Annotated in this window: 18 protein-coding genes; 6 read left to right on the forward strand and 12 right to left on the reverse strand. The window is 47.9% G+C overall.

The window, feature by feature from the left end; all coding sequences use genetic code 11:
* Nucleotides 1–770: 770 nt before the first annotated feature.
* The 3 genes from H6F86_RS01115 to H6F86_RS01125 form a co-directional block, all read right to left on the reverse strand.
* On the reverse strand, nt 771–1,874 hold the full coding sequence (locus tag H6F86_RS01115; protein WP_190446296.1) for a response regulator: 1,104 nt from the start codon (nt 1,872–1,874) through the stop codon (nt 771–773).
* 21 nt (nt 1,875–1,895) lie between these two features.
* Nucleotides 1,896–3,530, reverse strand: coding sequence for an ATP-binding protein (locus H6F86_RS01120; RefSeq protein WP_190446297.1), 1,635 nt, complete (start codon nt 3,528–3,530; stop codon nt 1,896–1,898).
* A gap of 227 nt (nt 3,531–3,757) precedes the next feature.
* Nucleotides 3,758–3,952, reverse strand: a complete 195-nt coding sequence (locus H6F86_RS01125) for a hypothetical protein (RefSeq protein WP_190446298.1) — start codon at nt 3,950–3,952, stop codon at nt 3,758–3,760.
* 1,718 nt (nt 3,953–5,670) lie between these two features.
* Here H6F86_RS01125 and H6F86_RS01130 point away from each other — a divergent pair.
* From H6F86_RS01130 to H6F86_RS01145, 4 genes are all read left to right on the forward strand, one after another.
* Nucleotides 5,671–6,036, forward strand: a complete 366-nt coding sequence (locus H6F86_RS01130) for a response regulator (RefSeq protein WP_190446299.1) — start codon at nt 5,671–5,673, stop codon at nt 6,034–6,036.
* Nucleotides 6,033–6,893 (forward strand): HD domain-containing phosphohydrolase, encoded by an 861-nt coding sequence (locus H6F86_RS01135; protein ID WP_190446300.1) that lies wholly within the window; start codon nt 6,033–6,035, stop codon nt 6,891–6,893. Before H6F86_RS01130 ends, H6F86_RS01135 begins: the two co-directional genes overlap by 4 nt.
* A 200-nt stretch (nt 6,894–7,093) precedes the next feature.
* A complete protein-coding gene (locus tag H6F86_RS01140) occupies nt 7,094–9,715 on the forward strand; it encodes a response regulator (protein WP_190446301.1) in 2,622 nt (873 codons plus the stop codon).
* Nucleotides 9,716–9,717: 2 nt separating this feature from the next.
* Nucleotides 9,718–10,080: a response regulator gene (locus H6F86_RS01145; RefSeq protein ID WP_190446302.1), complete on the forward strand. Its 363-nt coding sequence runs from the start codon at nt 9,718–9,720 to the stop codon at nt 10,078–10,080.
* Between the two features lie 735 nt (nt 10,081–10,815).
* On the opposite strand, the gene H6F86_RS01150 is transcribed toward H6F86_RS01145, so the two are convergent.
* From H6F86_RS01150 to H6F86_RS01165, 4 genes are all read right to left on the reverse strand, one after another.
* Nucleotides 10,816–12,159, reverse strand: coding sequence for an S-layer homology domain-containing protein (locus tag H6F86_RS01150; protein ID WP_190446303.1), 1,344 nt, complete (start codon nt 12,157–12,159; stop codon nt 10,816–10,818).
* A gap of 2,277 nt (nt 12,160–14,436) precedes the next feature.
* The gene (locus H6F86_RS01155; RefSeq protein ID WP_190446304.1) at nt 14,437–14,583 is read right to left on the reverse strand and encodes a hypothetical protein; all 147 of its coding nucleotides are present in this window, start codon (nt 14,581–14,583) and stop codon (nt 14,437–14,439) included.
* A gap of 34 nt (nt 14,584–14,617) precedes the next feature.
* On the reverse strand, nt 14,618–15,367 hold the full coding sequence (locus H6F86_RS01160) for a hypothetical protein (RefSeq protein WP_190446305.1): 750 nt from the start codon (nt 15,365–15,367) through the stop codon (nt 14,618–14,620).
* A gap of 180 nt (nt 15,368–15,547) precedes the next feature.
* Nucleotides 15,548–15,697, reverse strand: coding sequence for a hypothetical protein (locus H6F86_RS01165; protein ID WP_190446306.1), 150 nt, complete (start codon nt 15,695–15,697; stop codon nt 15,548–15,550).
* Between the two features lie 201 nt (nt 15,698–15,898).
* On the opposite strand from H6F86_RS01165, the gene H6F86_RS01170 reads away from it, so the two are divergent.
* Complete coding sequence (locus H6F86_RS01170; RefSeq protein WP_190446307.1) at nt 15,899–16,216, forward strand: ATP-dependent helicase; 318 nt, start codon at nt 15,899–15,901, stop codon at nt 16,214–16,216.
* 44 nt (nt 16,217–16,260) lie between these two features.
* Here H6F86_RS01170 and H6F86_RS01175 read toward each other — a convergent pair whose 3' ends face one another.
* From H6F86_RS01175 to dinB, 4 genes are all read right to left on the reverse strand, one after another.
* On the reverse strand, nt 16,261–16,416 hold the full coding sequence (locus H6F86_RS01175; RefSeq protein ID WP_206755994.1) for a hypothetical protein: 156 nt from the start codon (nt 16,414–16,416) through the stop codon (nt 16,261–16,263).
* Nucleotides 16,417–16,551: 135 nt separating this feature from the next.
* Nucleotides 16,552–16,740 carry a hypothetical protein gene (locus H6F86_RS01180; RefSeq protein ID WP_190446309.1) on the reverse strand — a complete coding sequence of 63 codons (189 nt, stop codon included), beginning with the start codon at nt 16,738–16,740 and terminating at the stop codon, nt 16,552–16,554.
* 86 nt (nt 16,741–16,826) lie between these two features.
* Nucleotides 16,827–17,039: a hypothetical protein gene (locus H6F86_RS01185; protein WP_190446310.1), complete on the reverse strand. Its 213-nt coding sequence runs from the start codon at nt 17,037–17,039 to the stop codon at nt 16,827–16,829.
* Nucleotides 17,040–17,167: 128 nt separating this feature from the next.
* The gene (gene dinB, locus H6F86_RS01190; protein WP_190446311.1) at nt 17,168–18,322 is read right to left on the reverse strand and encodes a DNA polymerase IV; all 1,155 of its coding nucleotides are present in this window, start codon (nt 18,320–18,322) and stop codon (nt 17,168–17,170) included.
* A gap of 349 nt (nt 18,323–18,671) precedes the next feature.
* Between dinB and H6F86_RS01195 the strand changes: the two genes are divergently transcribed.
* Nucleotides 18,672–19,463, forward strand: a complete 792-nt coding sequence (locus H6F86_RS01195) for an SAM-dependent chlorinase/fluorinase (protein WP_190446312.1) — start codon at nt 18,672–18,674, stop codon at nt 19,461–19,463.
* A 1,337-nt stretch (nt 19,464–20,800) separates the two neighbouring features.
* Here H6F86_RS01195 and H6F86_RS01200 read toward each other — a convergent pair.
* Complete coding sequence (locus H6F86_RS01200; RefSeq protein ID WP_190446313.1) at nt 20,801–21,007, reverse strand: hypothetical protein; 207 nt, start codon at nt 21,005–21,007, stop codon at nt 20,801–20,803.
* Nucleotides 21,008–21,094 lie beyond the last annotated feature (87 nt).

Below are 21,094 nucleotides of genomic sequence, written 5' to 3' on the forward strand. Positions count from 1 at the left end.
TCACTTCGCTCAAACTCAGGCGGGAATGGCTCCGGCGTTCACCAGGCATGGAAGGCAACTGCACTTGGTGTTGCCAACCGTGCTCAAAGTGCTGATAAAAATCGTCCAGTTCATAAAAAAGGTGTGCAATATCCAGACGCGATACGATGGTTTCCATAGCTGAGACCGTTACTTCAAAACCAGTCTCAGCTTTTCTTGTGTCAATTTCTGTTCGTCGAACTCACGTTAACACAGCCTATCTGCACCTTGGCTGGGTGAACTTTAGTCATCTAACTGACTCACAGGCAAAGGCGACGGGCACTCTAGAGGCAGTGACCTTGTACAAAGTGGTAGCCATTTGAACCATGTCAGATTTTTCAGACGAGCAACTGCAAGTGATCTGTGAAGCTGCCGCGGTGATAACCTGCGCATGCCCGCGTCCTTGGTCGATTTGTTGCGCCACGTCCGCCAGTTTCGCCGCTACACGCAAGAAGATTGCCTGGTGTTAGTGCCGGATGCCGCCGAGACGCACCATTGATTAAGTGACCCGCTGCTACTGCTGGAAGCGGCACTCGCTCAGATCCTCACGGCGTTTCTGCAGCGCGAGCACCTGTTGGACGAGCAGCAGTGCAATTGCACCGGCGGTTTGGTTAGCTGCGGGTGGCAGCAGGAGGGCCGCTTTAAGGTCAACGGCTTACTGCTTTGCTCAAACTTAGCCCGGCTAAGGCTTCTAGGTCATCTGGCACCTTTTTGCCTTAATGTCGGCTCAAGCCCATCGCGAACACCACCAATTATGCGACTTGAGCAAGCGGCAAGACGAGCCGCACCACTGTTTGCTGACCAGGGATACTTTCAAGCACAAAGACTCCCCCCTGTAACTCAACCAAACGTTTCACAATCACCAGGCCTAAGCCAAAGCCCTGCTGGTCAGACAGTTTCCGTTCAAACTGCATATAGGCTCCCATACTGGTCATTTGCTCGGTGGTCATACCCCTACCGTGATCAATGATATGGAGTGCAAAAGTTTCCTCTTTCACAAGACTCACAATCCGAATCAGCGTACCAGGCTGAGAAAATTTGATGGCATTATCCAGCAGTTCCTCAACAATCTTTTTCAGTCTAATTTCCGAAATTTGGACGGCGGCATCTTCCAGTTCTAGCGCTAAATCAGCTTCTCTATCAGCTCGCTGCATCTTCTGAAGCGCCAGTTCTGTAATCACTGCTCTAGCAGAGTGAGTCTGCTTGGTGCGAGCAGATTTGGCCCGTTCTGGGGCTTCCTTTTCAGCCAGCTCTAACTGGGCATAAAGCAGAAAATTTTGCACAAGTCGATACAAACTTTGTGAGGATTGATGAATGTTTTCTGCAAGTTCTACAATCTCATCCTGCTCCATAAGAGCGGATGCATCCATGAGCAAGCGGGAAGAAGCGGTAATCGCATTCAAAGGACCGGTTAACTCTTGTGGGAGTGACAGGGTAATGCTACTCCGCAATTCACTCAATTTTTGCTGCAGCTTTTGGTCTAGGGTGGCTTGTTTCTGCATGCGAGTCGTCACCGCTTGCAGCAAATCCGAGCGCGTAAAAGGCTTAGACAAATAGTCATCGGCACCCAACCCCATGCCGGCTCGGAAGTCGTCCTGCCCTGCTTTTGCCGTCAAAAAGATGAAAGGAATGGCGGCGGTGGCTGGATTCTGGCGTAAGGCTGTTAACACGCCATAACCATCAAGCTCAGGCATCATGACATCACAAATGATTAATACTGGCGACATTTCTTGGGCTAGCTGCACTCCCACCCGACCATTTTCTGCCCCGATGGCATAAAATTTTTCTTCTTCCAAAATGTCGAGGATAATTTCTCGCACATCTTGCTCATCTTCAATCACTAGCACTTTTTGCATTGGGTCTATCCTTCTCTCAGGCTAGTCATGATGGGTTGGCAAGGTCACAGTAAAGGTTGTACCTTTACCGACTGTACTGGTGACTGTAATATTGCCACCGTGCGAATCAACGGCTCGTTTCACAATCGATAACCCTAGCCCAGTACCAGAAATGTTACCGACATTAGTCGCTCGGTAGAACGAAGCAAAAAGTTTTTTTAGATCGGGAGCGGGAATGCCAATACCAGCATCTTGAATTTGAAAAATAGCTGTATCGGCTGCATGAGACAAAGCAAACGTCACTTCGCCACCTTCCGGCGAATACTTGAGCGCATTTGATAGGAGGTTAATCAGAATATGCTGTAAGAGCTTCTCGTCCATCACTGCTTCCTGGGAAGGGTAATTTGCCAAAAAGTTAATTTGGTGCTTACTCCCTACAGTCAGTTGTAAATCTTCAACCAAATGACGACAAAACTTTTCTAAGTCAAGGGGACTGGCCTGGAATTCTACTTTCTTAGCATCGGAACGACCCAGGAATAAGACATCTTGCAGTAGCCGATTTAAGTAATCAACTGCAGTTTGAATGCGCCGAAAGTACGCTTGCTTCTTCTCGTCAGTCCATTTATGACCATAATGCTCCAATGATTCTGCTGCAGCCAAAATCGTCGTTAAAGGTGTGCGAAATTCATGAGAGGCAGTGTTAATAAAAAGAGATTTCAGATCATTTAATTCTTTTTCTTGAGTGAGCGCCTTACGCATTTCGCGCTCTGCTTGCTTCCGCTCGGTGATATTGCGAGTGACACCCCGGTAGCCTTGCAACTTACCCTGTACATCAAGTATGGGGGAGCCACTACTTTCGCAGTCAATCAAGCGACCGTCTTGATGAATAAGTTGATTTTCTAGAGAGGAGAATGGCTCTTGTTGAGTCATAAAGTAATGCATCACCGTGTTGTGACGCTTCGCCTCATCATCAGCCATAAAGTTTTCTAGGGTTTTGCCGATGACTTCCTTGGGCTCATAGCCTAAAATTTGGCTGACTTTGGGGCTGACGTAGCTAAAAGCAGCACTCAGATCAATTTCCCAAACCCAGTCATTGATTTGTTCAACGAGGTTGCGAAAGCGCTCCTTCGTCTGTCTCAGGGTCTCTTCGGTCCGCTTTCGTAGCTCTGTAATCCGGCCTAAGACGGTGAGATTATTCCGCAGTTCAAGTTGTTTAACAACCAAACGCCCTAGAATTCGCAGTGCTTTGATTTGCTCGTCACTTAGTTCTCGGGGTTGTAAATCGATCACACACAGTGATCCCACTGCATGACCATTAGAGGTGATCAAAGGTGAACCAGCATAGAACCGTACGTGCGGTTCAGCTGCAACGAGCGGATGATTGGCAAAGCGCTGATCAGCCAGCAGATCAGGCACTACAAGGACGTCTGATTGCAAAATTGTGTGAGCGCAGAAAGCGATGTCTCGTGTGGTTTCTACCAGTTCTACGCCTACTTTTGCCTTGAACCACTGGCGTTTTTCATCAATTAAACCAATTAGCGAAATCGGCGTACCGCAAATATAAGCGGCTAGATGAGAAAGGTTATCAAAATCTGGCTCGGGTGCCGTATCAAGAATTTTATAAGCGTAAAGCTCATGGAGCCTTTCTAATTCCTTGTCTGGCAATGGGGCTGTCATAAGCACTCAACTTGAATTGGCACGCCTACTGAACTGCTAGAGCCGCCGCACAACTCTAGCAGTAGCGCCTTGGCTTCGTTTGCGCTACGGACACCAAAGGGTCGTTAAGGCTGGAAGGCTCAGACATGCAAGCTTGCAGCAGTCTCAAACGAAGCCCGAGCCGGTCACTGGCTTGGTGCCGCCAACAGACCCTCTAGTAAGTTCAAAACGCGCTAGCACCCTGATGACTATAGCGGTTGAAAGGCTTGCACAGCAACCGTTGTGCTCGAAAGCACCAGTGCGAGTGTGGCGAGGAGACTCAGGAGAAGACTTGGCTTTGCCTGGTGTTTGCCTGGGTTGCTGGAGGATTCTGTGTGACCGTCTTGGGGCTTACAGACAGCCTCCACCGCCAAGCTAAAGGACAGTGGACGTGAGCTGGGCATTAGGGTGTGATTGGCTGAGCACTTTCTCAAAAAACGTGCTTCCAGCTGAAGTGCCTTGAGTTTTGGCTAGTTGCGGGTTCTGCAAACGTGTAAGTAGCTTAAAAAGTAGAACTGCCACTATGTAAGGTTTCCAAGGATTGTGCCAGTTTTGAGCGAGTGCAGCAGAAGCAATAGAGACAGAGCTGGCTCGGTCAACTTTGATGGGCTGATACAAGTAAGCGATGATGGGGTTATTTGCACAACCCCCGTAAGCCTAAAAATGGCGAAAAAGTCAGTCCCAATCAACCAGCGGAAAGTCAGCCACAAAGGTCAAGCGTATTGCTGGAACAGGTGATTGAAGCGAACGTGTCACCAGGTGCAATTAGAACTAAACCGAAGCCTGAAACAGCCTGACTTTGTTGACCAGTAAAGGCAAATGGGAGAATACGGCAAAACTTATAGTACGGAATGATTACTTCCAATTCCTTACCCTGTATCAGTTCCAGCCTAATTGCACTTCATGGCAACTGCGCTTCAATCACCCCGGCAAGACTGAAACTCTTGACTAATAAAAGTTTGGACTACTTTTGGACAGTGTACTAATCAAAAATCAGTAGTACACAGCCTCTTTTGATACGGTTTCAACGGCTGAAAGCTCCCTTCTCTCATACCACTTCTGCATATTGCCGCAGCAGTGCCGATGCTAAGTCTTTCTTCAGTAGATTCTCTGTAGCTCAATCTGGATAGAATTTTCCAGCCCCTCTTGCACTTTTTTGGCTATATGTCGGCTCAACTCTACATAGACATAGTAAAGGGCTTAGCCGAGCCTGAACTTGACTACCTTACTACTGACCAGTTTTTGCAACACAGCTGGCTGAACAGCTTGAGGCATGGCTAAAGCAAGTATGGCAAAATAATATTCCTGCTTTTGTGAGTTTTGCTACTGGTTTGCAAGCAAGAATTTCTGATGTTGTCTTTTCTGTGGTTACCCGAGTAGAGCTAAGCAAGAGTGAAGTTTACTTACTCATAGGAATCACTGATGCAAACAAAAGCTTGACAGTAAAGACCTCTGTTTTCTATGTGTTCATTGTTTATCCAACTACGGTAAAACCACTTGCAGTAGTTAGGCAGATTCGTTGTGCTTTTTAACACATAAAATATCTTTTGGGGTTAAACAATAGTTGATGATGTACCTCGCTAGACGAGTTTCTCTAAAGCCCAGTAGCGGTTTTGACCAAGAAAAGGGAAAGGTAAATTAAAAGTTTTCCATGAAGCTGCTGGGTAAAAGACCGTAAGAATACGGATGAATCAATCTTAATAAGACTCTGCAATGAGACTTTAAAGATTTACATCATCAGAATAACTAATCGACTAAACTTTCTTGTTGAAGTTCAAGAGGCAAATTCTTAATAGATCTATTAAGATTAGGTTTACTGGTTGTTGATAGGTTTGAGCGACTGTAAAAGTTGTTAAAACGATAAGAAGCTTAAGTAGAAAATGACATCAATATAAGGTAGCTTGAACAAATTTTCACAAGTTGCAAACTTGAGCATAGCTCTAGCAATTTGTCTAATTATGATGAGAGATCTGCATTATATTGCAAGAAATTGAAGTCAGATTACGAGGTTAATGAACCTTAATCGTGTTGAAGTTTTTTACAACCTTAAATTGCCATAGACAAGTATGAAGAAATTTGCCAGCTCAAGTTAAGCTGGCAAAGACGTTCACTCAATGATCAGATGACTAAAGTGATTTTAATTGCAGATGACGAACCGCAGCTACGTCTGTTAGTAAGGATTACTTTGGAAGATGATGACTATGCTATTTATGAGGCAGAAGATGGTCAACAAGCCCTAGAACTAGCAGAGAAAGTAAGTCCAGATCTGTTTTTATTAGATAACATGATGCCCGGATACAGCGGTATTGAAGTTTGTCAAAGACTTCGTATGAATCCTAAATTCATTCATCATCCAATCATTATGCTGACTGCAAAATCACAACAGCATGACATTGCTGCAGGTAAAACAGCCGGTGTAGACCACTATTTAATCAAACCATTTAGTCCTTTGGAACTGATGCATTTAGTAGAGGCAGTGCTTTCATGAATACTGGACGCCTTGAGAAGGATAGGTTTCTTCCTGAAGCCAACACTGATGTACAACAGCAGTTAGATGCCGCTAATTCTCAGCTAGCAATTTATGCCCGTGATCTGAAGCGTCTTGCTATGGCCGAAAGCGAGAAGTCTCAGAAGTTGCTTCTTGCTAACCAACAATTACAAGCGTTTGCCAAAGATTTGAAGCTAGCTGTAGTAGCAGAAAAGCAAAAGGCGGCGGAGTTAGAGGTTGCTTATTGCGAACTTATCTTCCGACTCACTCGTGCCTCGAAGTACAAAGACGAGGAAACTGGTGCTCATATTCAACGTCTCAGTCACTATGCTAAAGCAATGGCTTTGCATTTAGGTTGGAGCGAAGTGGAAGCCGAAATGCTCTTCCAAGCAGCGCCCATGCACGATGTTGGCAAAATTGCCGTCCCTGATGCCATTCTGCTCAAACAGGGGGCACTCTCCACCGAGGAATGGGAAACGATGAAGCAACACCCAAAGTTTGGAGCAAGTTTGCTAGAAGGATTAGATTCACCTTTAGCACAGATGAGCCGAGATATTGCGCTGACTCATCACGAGCGTTGGAATGGCACAGGTTACCCAAATGGATTGAGGGAAGAAGAGATTCCTGTAGTTGGTCGTATCATCATCCTCGCCGATCAATATGATGCTCTGCGTAGCCAACGTCCCTATAAACCTGGATTTGAACACGATAAAACTTGTGACATTCTCCTCAATGGCGATGGACGGACCCAGCCTGAACATTTTGATCCGCAAATCATAGAGGCATTTCGCGCTATCCATCCCAAATTCGCTGCGATTTATGAGCGTATTTCGGATGACGAGTTGTGCACTGCTTGAGGTCGCTTTGTTCATTAGCCTCATTTTTGGGGTAAAGACTCTAACCATTTCTCTACCAATTTGAACTTTAACTGGGTGCAAAGCTTCATTGCTGGATCGAAGCATGGCACTTCTTCTACCAGCTTTATGTAAGGTTGGAGCTCATCATTGCAATGATGCCTATATCAGTGATGCAACGTTCATCGAAGCTGTGGTCCAATTTGTCTTTACGCTCTAAGGGCGCGATCGTCACGGCAATTCCAGTCATCTGCTTAGTCACCTCGCTGACTACTTTTGCTTTGCTGCAACGTCACCTTGATCAAGCGGAGCAATGGGTAAAACACACTCAGGAAGTGCGCTTGAATGCAGAACAGGCGCTCCGACGCTTAGTAGAGGCTGAAACCGATGTACGCGGTTATGACTTGACTCATAAAGAAGAATATTTACAGCCTTACACGCAGGCACAGTTTTTAATTCCTGGCACTTTAGCTGATCTCGCTCAGTTAGTGAGTGATAACCCTAAGCAGAAAGATCGTCTCAAACAGATTCAAGTTCTGGTTGGACAGCAGCTGGTGCTGATGCAAAACGACTTAGAACTCATTCAAGCTGCTAAGGGCAAAGCGCGGAATGTAGCTAAATTAACGCCGCTCCTGGATCAAAGAAAAGCAGGAATGAATGTCATTCGGCAACGTGTGGATGAGTTTACTCAGGTAGAAGATCAACTATTACGGGAACGTAGCCAAAGGCTACAGAACAAAAGGAGCATCACGATCGCAGTGCTTTGGGTCGCAAGCTTGATTGGCGTAGCGGGTGGGTTTGTCGCTCATTCTCTTTACAGTGTGGGCATTGTCCGACGCATTCGTCAATTGCAAGATAATGCTCACAAAATGGCGCAGGGGGAACCTTTGACCGCTTTGATTCTTGGACAAGATGAAGTGAGTCAGCTGGACCAGGTGCTGCACACTACCGCTGAGAAAATTGCTGAACGGCAAGCCCAACTGCATGAAGCCAATGTTTTGCTGGCGGCAGCAGCTCGTAAGGAAAAGGCACTGATTGATAATTCACGCGATGTGATTTGCTCAATCAACGCAGAGGGCAAGTTTGTGGATCTTAGTCCTGCCTGCCTACTGCTGTGGGGTTACAGTGCCGAAGATCTGGTCGGTCGCCCTTACCTTGACTTCGTTGTACCCGAAGACGTTCAGAAGACGATTGCAGTTGCCACTGACGTGATGGCTGGTCATGTCGTCTCAGGCTTTGAGAACCGCTATCAACGTAAAGATGGGTCGTGGATCGATCTTCTATGGTCTGCAAGTTGGTCAGACTCTGAACAATTAATGTTCTGTGTAGCACGAGATATGACTGAGCGGAAGGAAGTCGAACGATTGAAAAATGACTTTATTTCTACAGTAAATCACGAATTACGCACGCCTTTAACAAGCTTACGTGGCTTTACCGAACTGCTACTCCACAAACAATCTTCACCAGAAAAACAGCGCCAATATCTGACCATCATTTCTAATGAAACTATACGCCTCACCAATCTCATTACTAACTTTCTCGATATTCAACGTATTGAATCAGGACAGCAGACCTACTATTTTGAGCCTGTAGCTCTTGCATCGTTGCTGCATGAAAGCATTTCGCTGTTTGCCCCTAACCATCACGAGCATGCTTTTAACGTTGTAGTACCTGACTTACTGTCACCTGTTAAGGCCGATGCTGATTGCATTCGTCAAGTTCTTGCTAATTTGATGTCCAATGCCATCAAATACTCTCCTGCAGGAGGAACAATCACAATTTCTGCTCATGAAGAGGAAACGGCTATTCGTGTTTGTGTCGCCGACCAAGGACTTGGGATGACGCCAGAGGCAAGGGCGAAACTCTTCACCAAGTTTTACCGCGTTGACAGTACGGCGACTCGCAAGATTGGTGGAACAGGGCTAGGATTAACCTTAGTCAAGTCCATTGTTGAAGCTCATCATGGCAACATTACCGTTGAAAGTGAGCCTGAGAAAGGTAGTACTTTTTCTTTCACTTTGCCTAAAGTGCTAGAGCCGGTGCCCTTGGTGTTTCAAGAGCCAGTCTTTGCAACAACCATTGATGTCTTGCTTGTGGAAGATCATGAAAACTTTGCCAAACTCCTTCAAGATCAGTTTGAGTCAGCAGGTTTCAATGTCGTCTCCACTGCCTTTGCTGAGCAGGCTCTACAGTTGCTGGAGCAGCGCTCTCCTCGCTTGATTGTGCTAGACATTCATCTAGCAGGCAAGTTAGACGGTTGGGACTTCTTGATTGCGCTACGAAGTAGAAGTAATCCTAAATTGCTGTCTACCCCAGTTTTAATCATCACCCTTTCATCGGAGCCAAACATCAGGGGGCTTGCTTTTAGAGGAGCAGACTACCTACCTAAATCAGTTGTAGCTGAGAGACTACTACAAACTGTAGAATATCATTTGCCTCAGCTCGCAGGAAAAACTGTGTTGGTTGCTGATGATGATGCCGCTTTTCGTCAGCAGGTCATTGAAACTATCAAGTTAGAAAAAGACGTGCGTTGCCTAGAAGCTGTGAACGGTAGAGAAGCGTTAGAGTGCATCCATCAACAAATGCCCGATCTACTCATTCTTGATCTATTAATGCCCGAAACCGATGGTTTTGAAGTATTGAAGCAACTGAGAATGAATAAAAATGCCTTTGACTTACCTGTCATTGTCGTCACGGGTGCTACTTTATCGGCTGAAGAGAAGAAGTATCTCAAGAACAGGATGGGAATTTTAGTTAATAAGCAGAAAGCCACGCTCGAGGCCTTGACCCAACTTGTTGAACAAACCCTTGGTAGCCTGAGGTAAGAGTGAAGAAAGTTGTTTTTGTCGATGACGATTACCAGTTGCAGCAACTGGTGTCTGCAACGCTAAGTGACACTTATAAAGTTGTTGGAGTGCAGGATGCGGATGAATTTCAGAAGAAATTTACTGCTTTACAGCCTGACCTAGTGATTCTTGATGTTGCTTTGAAACGGTTGGAACCATATGCTGGTTTCAGATTATTAGAGTGGCTGAAAACAAATTGCTCTCATGTTTCCATCGTTTGCTTTAGTGGTTTTCCAAATCGAGACGATATGAAAAGAGCTCAAGCCTTGGGAGCGGATTGGTGCATCCGCAAACCCTGTTCGATGTCTGAGCTAAAAGCGGTTGTTGAAGCAGTGGTTCGGTAATTGCAAACCTTAAAACATGGCTCTCCTACATACAAGGGATAAAGGTTCTAACCGTTATGCGGCGTGGGATACAGCGACGCACCTTTATCCAATTTCACCCGCTTGCATCTATTAGGCGTTCCCGTAGCAATCGGACCAAAACCAATGTGAAGCCTGAAAGCACCGCTGAGCTCAGTTTACGCTGTTTAACATCTCAGTTCAATCAAAGTAAGAATCGAACCACTGATAACCTTACTCAATTGCTCGATTCGGCTCGGTCCGTTGCGGGTGGCAGCAACTATGCGAACTGGCGGAAAAGTAAAACTGCTGCTATGCAAAGTTTTCAAGGATCGTGCCAGTTTGTGGCTAGTCCAGGTTTAGTTTTAGCAGCGGAAAAATTCTGGTCGCTAGTAAGCAGTTGGAGTGAACTGTCCCATTTACGGAGCCTTGTCGATCATGACTGAGAAACCTGTAAGGGTGCAAAATCGTTGTTTGTGATGCGGACTGTCCCATTTAGGGGTGAAAACGAGACAGCTCAAGCCGCTAGGTAGCCAATTAGAGCGATCGCTGAAAGCTTTATCTCATGAGCTTTCTAGCCTTAACGACCACTTTTTGTCCGTTGCTATAACTAAGCCATAACGAGCTTCCACCAAAGTGTAAAAACCAAAAATTTAGTTCTCTCAGGGGGCGAACGACCGTCCGCCCGCACAAAAAATATCGGAGTTATTTACTTCCTGTTCCTTAGTAATTCAAGAATTACTTATTACCAGGAGTTCTGCCTCCTTCGTCATTACTACCACCGCGAGGTCGTGAGTTACCAGGGTCACACCCCTCTGCACCATTGCCAATTCCCTGGTTGCAATTCTGCTTTTTGATCTGGTTTGTACTGCTGTTGCTGCCACCCTCTGTTACGCCGGTCTCGACCAGACCTTTTCTGATGACATAAGGGGAGGAAATGGTTTGGACTTTACCGACGCTAGCAAGTGCCTGATAAAGGAACGCTGTGACTTCAGATCGTGTAACGGTGCGGGTTAGCTCTAGTCGATCGCTATTAGGATAGTTGACCATCACTCCCCGCTCGGTTAAAGCCGCAATTGATGACCGATAGTTAGTTGGAATACTAGCAGCATCTTTATAAACGGCTAGGATGCTGTTCACCGAACTTGTTGTAGTCGTGTAGTTGAGCACCTTTGCCAGTGTCACTAAAACATCTAAGCGAGTCAGGCTACGGGTAGGGGCAAATTCATTGCTTGAACTCACGCTCAACAATCCTGTTTCATAAGTTTCACGAATTGCGTTATATGCCCAGTAGCTTTCTGACACATCCCGGAATGCGATCGCGTTGCGAGTTTTTGTTTGCTCGAACGCTTTGCTAATAACAGCTGCAAACTGAGCCTTGGTTAAAACATCATTAGGGCGGAAGGTGCCATCAGGAAAGCCTTCTACGATCGTCAACCTTGCCAGTTCAGTAATAAATGAGCTAGCCCAATAAGTGCTTGAGACATCTGTAAAGCTAACCTGCGTAGAACTAGTAGAACTAGTGGTCGTTGTCGTTTGAGTTTGGGTCGTTACTTGCTGATTGATTTGTTGAGCAATGGTTTTAGATGCTACTTCATCGTAAACAACTGCAGAACCTGATTCGTTTGTGCGATAAACCCAATACTGCTGTCCTTGCAGAACGACAACTTGATAGCCCGGAACAACTGCCTGGGTACAACCTACTCCTTCACGGCTGATCCCTAGACACCCATCTGCCCACGTCTGCTTTTCAATTCTGACAACACGGAAGGTTGAGCGCTTCGCACCTGTTCGCTGAATTAAATCCTTGAATACCGCAGTTGAAACAGACTTTGGCAGCTTTTTAGCCTCTTTATCATCGTCATCGTCATCGCCGTCATCGTTATCATTGTCGCCGTCATCCTTAGCCTTATCTCCAGCATCAGCCAGTTGTTCTACTTGAACAAGCTGTGCCGAAGTGGATTTTTCTGTTTGACCTGACTGCATTGAAGATGTTGCTGATGCTGCTCCCATTTGAGCGATTAGAAGAACCGCCATTGCGAGAACAGTATTACCAAGAAGGGCAAGAAAATTTAGACTCATAGTTCTCAGACAGAAGTGTACGTGAAGATTGACCTTGCTCAAAGTAAAAGATCTCTCCAACTGAATGAACCTTCTGTAAAGTGCCCTAAAAATCCGGCAACTTCTCACAAAGTTTGTCAAAGCTTACTCAATCGCTGTCGCTCAGTTAAATATTCTCAAATTTTCAGTGCTAATAGGTACAATGCGCTGTACGATACCTCATTTGTACCTTAGTGATAGAATTTGAGGTGAGGACGGTCAAGCCGCTTGGGTGACGGGTGGCTTGGTTTAACCCTATGGAGGAGGAATGAGGTCGTGAACACGCTAGCAAAAATTCAAGCCCTCACCGCTGCAGAAGCTCCAGTTGGTCCAAGCTGGGAACCCTACTTCAAAATGTTTGAAGCTCTACCGACCCTTATCGAAGCAGATTTGATGCATCGAACTTGGATGATGGAGCCATCTTCTACTTGCACTCTGATCGGCGGCAATGAGGCGCCTTTGTACACAATGAGCTCAGAGCGCAGGACTACCATTCGGACCATCTGCCAGGACTGTAGTTTCATCAATCAAGCCATTGCACAATAGTTGCGCTATTACTAATACAACCTTGTTGACTACCGGCCTCAAGAGAAAACCCTTGAACCTGTAACGGAGGCTGAAGCTCTCTACATAAGGGCAATGTTTGTGCTGTGTAAAGGGCTTTGTAAGCGCGTGGAATGGTTCAGGATCAACTTTAGAGAACCCAGGATTGTGTGGCTAAGCTGGCTCTATTTAGACCTTCTTGCCGTTTTGAAGAACTCTGCTCCAATCGCTGCGCTTCCCTTTGGGAAAACCACTTTCTATGGGAAAAGCAAAGTTGTTCGCGCATTTGCACAAGGCTGCCAAGGTGGAGGAGAATCTAGAAAACGCTCAGGCAGCAACAGACTACAGTCACCTAGAAGCCTTTCTAAAGAGTGATCTCGTGACTACCTTTGCTGAATTCAAAAGTTTCACTGAGGTAATAGTACTCATAGAAACAATGCCAAAAGCGTACACCGCAACGGCGCGATTGAGCCTCGACTTTGAATTTCACTATTGGATTCCTTTCACAAAAGCACGAAGCCAGTACCACTGTACATTGCGGAAGGATAAAAGGTATCAGATGCCTCGTATGTAGAGGACCGACTAGGTCTGTTTTCTCATGCCCTACGTGGAAGGCAGCAAGCCGAAGCAAGAGCTTGGTTAAGTTAGGTAAAGTTTTCTGGTGTTACGGTACTGAAATCTTTTGCCAATTTATTTGGTCTAGTGTTGTCTGAGGAATTTGAGGTGCAGTGGAATGGAAAACCGGGTTAAGAAAACAATCTGAATAGCCAGAGGGAAATTGGACAAGCTGGTGTGCTCATGTTCGCGTTCAAGTAGCTTTGAAAGCTCATTCCTCTAAGCTTTCGAGACAGATCGCTCCTTATAGCAAACTGGCTTCCATGATTTTAGGTTGAGGCGGGCAATCGCTTGGGAGCACTGGTTCAAAGGGGTATACCCCATTGACCTTTCCTAGCAGCGCTAGCCAAAACCAAAACTGCCGATGTTAAGGGGCTACAACCTCTTTGACTCGGTAAAAGGCATCTTAACTCGGTTTTTCGTTCCACTGAGCCTCAAAGCTCAAGCTCGGCGCGATCGCTCTTAGTCAACCTGGCAGACGAGACTTCAGGTTGGAGCGTAGAAATTTCCTCCTGTTTGCTTTCAAGGCACTGCACTAGCTCTAGCTGTAGTCGTTTCAAGCTGCTGTTTTCGTCTGAGCAGCAGCGCTAGAAACCTTACTAGAAAAATGAACCATTAGGTGCGTTGGTCAGCGCGACAGCCCTGCCACCATCGTGGTTCTTCTACTAGAGCCGACGATTGCCATCAACCGTCGGCTTTAGCAAAACCATCTGCTATCACTAACCTTGGGCAAGGCTTTAACAAGCGATGGTATTTTCACTGGGCACAGGCCTATCCCGTTCGAGAACAGTTAGGAAGGCAGCAAAAAACGTTAGGTAATTAGAAAAAAGAGAGGGTTCAAAGCCGCGTGCCGCTGTTGGTTCTTGTGGACCTCTTCAACGCCATATTAAGGTTCAAAGCAGTCGAAGCCCTTATGACTGTGATTGGGTCTATTGGAGTCAACGAACAGGCAGGTTTCCCACCATTAAACCAACGGTTGTCAAACTGTTGATGGCTCAAGCAGGAAAGTGTCAATTGTATGGATTGTATCAGTCAGAGGATCGGATGGAAGTGCACCATGTGGACGGCAACTTAGCCAACTACAGGCAGGACAATCTGGCTTTACTGCATCGACATTGCCATGACCAATTGCACCGAAGTCTGCGTGACAAGCACCGAACGGTTGAGGAGCCGTGTGAGGCGACAAGTCTCACGCACGGTTCTGAAGACCAGCGGAGTGGGTAACTGCTCCGCTGAGTTCAACTCCATTGCTATACAAGGGCGATGAGGAGCAACAGTGACTTTAGCGAAAGGTCTGTGCTCGTACAAAGGTGCCGTCGACTGTCACCACAACGTAGCGATATTGTTTTGGCGCCACTTGCCAAAACCGCTGTAGTAAGGCTTGGCTGTAACCCACAGGCGCATTCACTTCAAAGTGACCCTGTTCTGGTACCCAAGCAAGCCACCAGTCGTTTGCGGCCTGTTTGTAACCGATCGCTTGCCAAAATTGCAGCCGCGTTGCGCGCTCTTGTGCAGCGGCAAGGGGAAACCGTACCGTTCGCCACGCTGGACGACCGACATTCCGTGAGTCTACTGCTCGCTCCGCTTCCGAAGCTGAGCGAGCAGCACCACTGTAGTAAGACGCATAGCGCGCTTTCTCGGTTAACGTCATCAGATCATGACACGTATTTGCCTGGTAAAGCCTGCATCCATCATGGGCATAGATTTCATAAGGTGCCCTCATCGTTCCAGGGATTGCTTGTTGTTCTGCGGGCGTTAACGTGTAGGCAAAGACAGCCTCAAGCACCTGTCGTTTTTGTGCGCCGGTGAAGCGATCAAAGGCTGAAGTGAGTGTCACGCGATCGCCAACCAGTGTACCAAAGGGACGGGCTGCTCCCCAAGGATAAGTGGTTTGCTGTTGTAACTGCTGCCACTGGCGCTCCATAGCTGGCTGCAGCAGTTCTATTGGAGACGATCCATCAAGACACCATGCGAGGGTTGGTGCCAGTTTGCCTAAATTTGCTGCTGTTAACGTCAAGCTTAAAACTGTCACCGAGGACCAAAAGGGAACATTTAGTTGGAGCAGCCTTTGCCAGCCCTCCTAGGCAGTGTGTCGCAATCAGTGTCAAAGTTGAGCATATGGGTGTTAAAGCCTTAAAGAGAAAAGCTTGCAGCGTTCGATTCCAAACAGGGTTCATGGCGTTGGTTGCCTTGCCGGCAGGGCAACGGTCAGCTACGGCTTGCAGGCAACGCCTGGAGCCGCAAGCAAGTGCCAAAGGGAGGCGTACTGGTCCAGCGGATTAACTGACGGTGTCTCAGGCAAGAAAGCACCCGCTGGCTCTGACCGGGTTGGCTCTGTCTCTGTTTGTTCTAAGGTGCCCATTGCTCAGCGTGGCTAACGCTCAACTAGCGTTGCCAATGCGGGACTAGCCGCCCACTGGCACAAGCACTCAAAGCCTTACATAGTAGCAGTCTTACTTTTTTAACCCCTTGCCCGTCTGCTATTGCTGCAACTAACCAACCAAACTAGCCCTGTTTTGAGTTGAACGGCGGAAGCCCTTCTGTGTAAGGTTTCAGCGCCAATATGATAAATTTTGCACGAATCTCAGCACGATGCCTGAAGCGAGATCAGGACAGTCAGCTCTGTAAGGCGATAGCGCCTAGCATCAAACTGGTGATGAGGCACTCTATCAAGGGCTTAGAGTTCCAAGTAGTCTGTATTCCTGGCGTGGGCTATCTACCCCACAAACAGCGTACGACAGAGGATGAGGCACACTTGCTGTATCTTGCAATGGTCAGAGCGATCGCTCAATTGGTGCTGACCTGTGATCGCAACTCTGCTTTTGTGCAACGCCTGGAGGGCGTTTTGGACAGCCAGCGTACTGCAAGATGGGGGAATTGAACGCGATGAACACACGCCAATGCGCTCAATGCCTTGAGTGGCTGCTATGAACGGGCAAGATCGAGGGCAACCAACTTCTTACCCTGTACCAGTAGTTCAAACACTAGCAGCAAGGAGCCATCAGTGAGGCAACGATGTAGACGGTGATCGACGACGTTGATCCTGACTTGGCGGTACAGCCCTGCTGGAAGCAGACTCACGAAACCTTGAGTGAGGTTCGTCTGTTGTGCAAGACAGTGTAGGCTGAAAGCCTCACTCATAGCAGAGGACAGTAAGGTTCGGAAACCTTAAAACAGCACACATGAGCGATCGCAATCGTCTCTAGTGCTGGAGTCCTACCCAAGATGATGGCAAGCACCACAATACGTCTGCAAAGGACTTTGGTTGGCGACAGCAGCGGGCAGCGTGAGCCAAACATGAAAGCTGTAGAGGAGGGTTAAAAGACTGGCATGATAGAGACGGCGCATGAGCGGTACTCCCAAAGCAATAGGAATACGCTTCTTGTAGCGCTGCTGAAGTGACAAAACAGCCGTAAGTTTGCTCAGTTAAAGGTAAGCGCTCACCGTCTAGCCTGGGGTTGTCTCGGCATGTACTGAGCTTTTGCTTAACGCTAGTTTTTGTTGCCGGGTAAGTTGCTTGCTTTGCTCTTCCCGTTGGAGTGCGGCTGACTCAGTGGGAAAGCGCCAGGAGTCAAACAGGATGACAGGTAGACGGGTGCAAGTGTAGTGAACGTCCTTGCCAGTACCGTCACACTGGCAAGGACGTCTGGGTGCTCAGACGCCAGCGTCTTGATCCAGCCCTTGGCAGTGGTAGCGGGAGGCATGAAGCTACTCCTCAACCGCTCTTAGGCTTGAAGGTCTACGTTGCTTGCACGCAGCAGCCAGCCAAAGGTGGCTCTAATGATACCGATCGCCCTGTCCTGCCGCTCGGACGTGTGCGTTTGGTCAGAGGCTACGTTGGTCGTAGCGGACAGACTTCTAGGAAGGTTGAGGTTGGCTTGTCCCGATGGGCTAGTGACAAAACGGCGGCAAGTGCAAACTCAATTGGGTGTAAGCGTGGTAATGCCGTTGGTTCGCCCAGATTGGACACCGTGAGTCCTAGCAATCTGACTTTGCGATTGGGATCAAGGTGTGACCGCAGCAAGTCCTTTGCCAGGCTGTGTAGCGTCGCGGCATCCCGTAGCAACCCTGTCACTGTTTGAGCACGAGTCATCTGCTGGTAATCGGCATACTTGACCTTCAGCGTCAGAGTATGACCATAGCGCTGCTGTTTGTCCAGGCGGGTCGCTACTTCCTCAGCCAGTGTTGCCAGTGCTGCTTCCATCGCTTCTAGCCCTTCCAGATCGTCTGCAAAGGACTGCTCGGCTCCAATGGACTTGCGAACACGGTGTGGATTGACGGGGCGCTCGTCCTCAGTCCTGGCAACGCGGTAGTAATAGCCGCCAGTTTTACCAAAGTGTTGGCGCAGGTCTGCCTCGGACCACTGCTTCAGGTCTAGCCCGGTGTGAATGCCGAGCGCCTGCATCTTTTGAGCTGTCGCTGCTCCCACGCCGTAGAATTTCGTGATCGGCAAGGCTTCCACTACTGCCTGCCCTTGCTCGGGCGCAATGAGGTAAAGCCCATCCGGCTTGTCTAAACCAGAGGCAAGCTTGGCGAGAAACTTGTTGTACGAAACCCCGGCTGAAGCCGTCAGTTGCGTTTCTGCCCGAATCGCTTGTTTGATGGCACGGGCAATCGCCATCGTGGAAGCAAGGCCGGGTTTGTTCTGGGTCACATCCAGATAGGCTTCATCCAACGAGAGCGGTTCTACTAAGTCGGTATAGCGATCGAAGATGTCCCGAATCTGCTGTGAGACAGCACGGTAGACTTCAAAGCGAGGTTTAACGAAAATGAGGTGAGCACACCGCTGCTGGGCGATCCATGAGGGTAGTGCAGAGTGAATCCCGTATAGTCGTGCTTCATAGCTGGCAGCAGCCACCACGCCTCGTTGGTCTGGTCGACCGCCGACCACGATGGGCTTGCCGCGATACTGCGGGTGGTCACGCTGCTCCACGGAAGCAAAGAAGGCATCCATGTCGATGTGGATGATTTTACGCGGCACCGCCATCGTGTCGTCAAATGGGTTGCTTGCAGTTGGCGACTCCAGTTTAGCCGCTCACCTAGAGTGATCGTCGGCATGACTGGCACGGTAGAAAGACCGATAGCGACGGCAATAGCTCACGGTGCTATAAATAGGTGCAACCAATTATCGAGCCTTGTTCAAGGTGAGAGTAACGACTCTGAATCAGCTTGGAGCATTGTTAAGCGCTCAGCCTCATGTTCAGCCAAGTGTGTGGCGCTGTCGTCTTGCAGACGTTGGCGGTCACACCTAAACTGCTGGAATGGTCAAGACCGCCAATGCCTCCTCACGCCTTGGCTGGTACCTTGCCGCTTATCTCCTTACCTAGAAGTACCGCATGTTTATTGCTGTCATTGCCGATTACGGGACGGGTGATCCAGCGTTTGCTGAAGTCACGCAGCGTCTCCTGCTGGCTCTACCACAAGCGCAAATCCAAACGCTTTCTGTACCACCTTTCAGCACGCTGGCAACGGGTTTCTGGCTCGCGCAACTGGGTCTCAATCCCGGTCCCGGTCAGCGGTTGCTTTATCACAACTGTGCCCCGCGCCAGGACGACCCGGAAGCCCGCCAGGATAACGAAGGTGAAGGTCTGACTTATGCGCTCTTACCCAACGCGGTCCAAGTTGTCGGTGTGAATGCGGGCTATACCCTTTCCTTCATCAAAGACCAGGCTCAGGTTTTACAAGCGGTCAATGTCTCGCGTGGCGGTTCGCAATTTCGTTCGCGCGATGTGTTTCCGTTAGCGGCGGCGGCGATTGCTCAGGGAGACCATAGCCTTTTAGGAGACCACTTGCACCCAGCCCAAATCCCGTCTGTGCCACTTGACCGTGTTGCCTGGGTCGATGGCTACGGCAACATCAAAACCACCATTCCAGCCCACACGCTGCACCTGGAGCCTGAAACCAAGCTGGTGATTCGCATTGGCGATGTCGTGAGTGATGCGATCTACTCAGACGGCAGTTTTAAGGTGGCTGAAGGGACCCTTGCCTTTGCCCCTGGTAGTTCTGGTTGGTCAGCGCCGAGTGGAGGAGAGCCGCTACGCTGGATGGAACTTTTCCTCAGGGGCGGCAATGCCTGGGAGCGGTTCGGTAGACCACGCATCAACCAGTCCATCACTCGCCTGAACTGATCGCGCTGCTCAGTCACAGTGTGAATAGCCAAAAAATATGGCGCAATTCGCAAATGAGTGGCACAGTCCTCCAAAGCCTGAAGCCACTCATCTAAGGAGCTTTCAGCGCTTTTATCTTTTTTAACTCTCCCCACCCATGTTTTGCAAATGGGTGGCACAAGTTTATTATTCCTTAGTATAGAAACGCTTTTGACAAAAAGATCTTAAGTTTAAGCGTTCGCAAATCAGTGGCGCAAATTTTGCGATCAATCAGAACATTGCTGGGAGAGGGTTTGACACCTGTAGGGCGAAGAGATAAGTGTCACAATCGAAGAAATAAATGTCAAAACCGCTTTTTGCCTTAAAGCCCTGCAGAGCAAGGCTTTGAGATGTTTTAGTCGTCAATTTTTAGAGAAAACCCTACCGAAGAATTACGTGTCACTTTGTAGCGCTAACGAAGGAATAAATGACAATTCGTCAGCCATCGCTTGAAATCTCTGCCCTAAAACGACTTCAGCGTTTTCTGCGATCACCAAAGCATTCCATGTCATTTCATTGTTATAGAAGCTAAAACTTCTATGTATGGGTGGTTTTAAGCTTTACTAGATTAACCGAAGGATTACGCGTCATTTCGTAGAGCCATTCTAACCTCTAACGTCCAGATTGCCTATCGCTCACAAAGCAATTTTCTGCTTATAAATTATGTTGGGAGCCAATTGCTTTTGTGACTGAGCACATTATATTGCGCAATTTGCAAATGAGTTGCGCTTTCTTTTAAAAGCTGAAATTCTTATACAGCAGCAACTTCAAGTTTTTTAGAACTTGCACACCCCCATCAACCCTAAGAGCAAACGAGTTACGCAGAATTATTCTCTAGGGAGCCAAATAATCCTTTAGGCGAAATTGCCCTTTTTAGGCGCTTTCAAATAAGTTGCGCAGAATTTTAGTCGCTGAAGTCACTACTACGAAAGGGTTCCAGGCTTAGTTAAAGCCGCGTCGCAAGTAATCACGCACAAAGTCTGTTGCTTCTGCAAATTTCCCTTCTAAAGCACTTGCAAATGAATTGCGCAGAATTTACGATCGCTATATCCTTTGGAGAATAAGACTTTCAGTCCTTCAGCAGTATTGAAACGGAAATATGAGCAAACGAGTTGCGTAGAATTTGTGGACGCTGAAAGCCTTACAGATAAAGCTCTTTAGAACATACATAATCTTTTCTAGCCGCAGCACCCCTCTTTCATGGCTTATCGACGGGCGGATGCCAACTAAACTCAATCTACAGTGAGCATGCCTCAACCATGTTCTCGTTGTTGAGCCGTAAGACAACGACGGTCGTTCGACCTGTAGTGTTGTTCCGATTATGTAAGTTCCGCCATTGAACCAAGCAAATTGGTCAGTCCATCCTTGTGTTTGGAGCTGGAACAGTGGCGCAAGCTGTCCAGCTTCAGGGTCGGTTGCAGCAGTTTTTGCTCCCTTAAATTCGTTGCAGTGGTAGCAGGCGGTAACCAGATTACTACGGTCGTCACTGCCGCCCAGCGCCTAAAGCGGCGAAGTAATTGCAGCAAGATAGCTTTTCAGGTTTTTGTCGATTGCCGCCACAAACTGTCAAACCGCTTGCCTCTCCTAGCGCTGGAATTACCCGCTAACAGTAG

The sequence above is a fragment of the Phormidium sp. FACHB-592 genome (assembly GCF_014695795.1).
Taxonomy (GTDB): Bacteria; Cyanobacteriota; Cyanobacteriia; order Leptolyngbyales; family Leptolyngbyaceae; genus Stenomitos.

Coding starts and splice junctions, on each gene's coding strand:
- H6F86_RS01155 (WP_190446304.1), bottom strand. CDS start 14,583: ATGGAGTTGAACTCAGCGGAGCAGTTACCCACTCCGCTGGTCTTCAGA.
- H6F86_RS01125 (WP_190446298.1), bottom strand. CDS start 3,952: ATGCCCAGCTCACGTCCACTGTCCTTTAGCTTGGCGGTGGAGGCTGTC.
- H6F86_RS01170 (WP_190446307.1), top strand. CDS start 15,899: ATGATAAATTTTGCACGAATCTCAGCACGATGCCTGAAGCGAGATCAG.
- H6F86_RS01185 (WP_190446310.1), bottom strand. CDS start 17,039: ATGCCTCCCGCTACCACTGCCAAGGGCTGGATCAAGACGCTGGCGTCT.
- H6F86_RS01130 (WP_190446299.1), top strand. CDS start 5,671: ATGACTAAAGTGATTTTAATTGCAGATGACGAACCGCAGCTACGTCTG.
- H6F86_RS01115 (WP_190446296.1), bottom strand. CDS start 1,874: ATGCAAAAAGTGCTAGTGATTGAAGATGAGCAAGATGTGCGAGAAATT.
- H6F86_RS01150 (WP_190446303.1), bottom strand. CDS start 12,159: ATGAGTCTAAATTTTCTTGCCCTTCTTGGTAATACTGTTCTCGCAATG.
- dinB (WP_190446311.1), bottom strand. CDS start 18,322: ATGGCGGTGCCGCGTAAAATCATCCACATCGACATGGATGCCTTCTTT.
- H6F86_RS01195 (WP_190446312.1), top strand. CDS start 18,672: ATGTTTATTGCTGTCATTGCCGATTACGGGACGGGTGATCCAGCGTTT.
- H6F86_RS01135 (WP_190446300.1), top strand. CDS start 6,033: ATGAATACTGGACGCCTTGAGAAGGATAGGTTTCTTCCTGAAGCCAAC.
- H6F86_RS01120 (WP_190446297.1), bottom strand. CDS start 3,530: ATGACAGCCCCATTGCCAGACAAGGAATTAGAAAGGCTCCATGAGCTT.
- H6F86_RS01165 (WP_190446306.1), bottom strand. CDS start 15,697: ATGGGCACCTTAGAACAAACAGAGACAGAGCCAACCCGGTCAGAGCCA.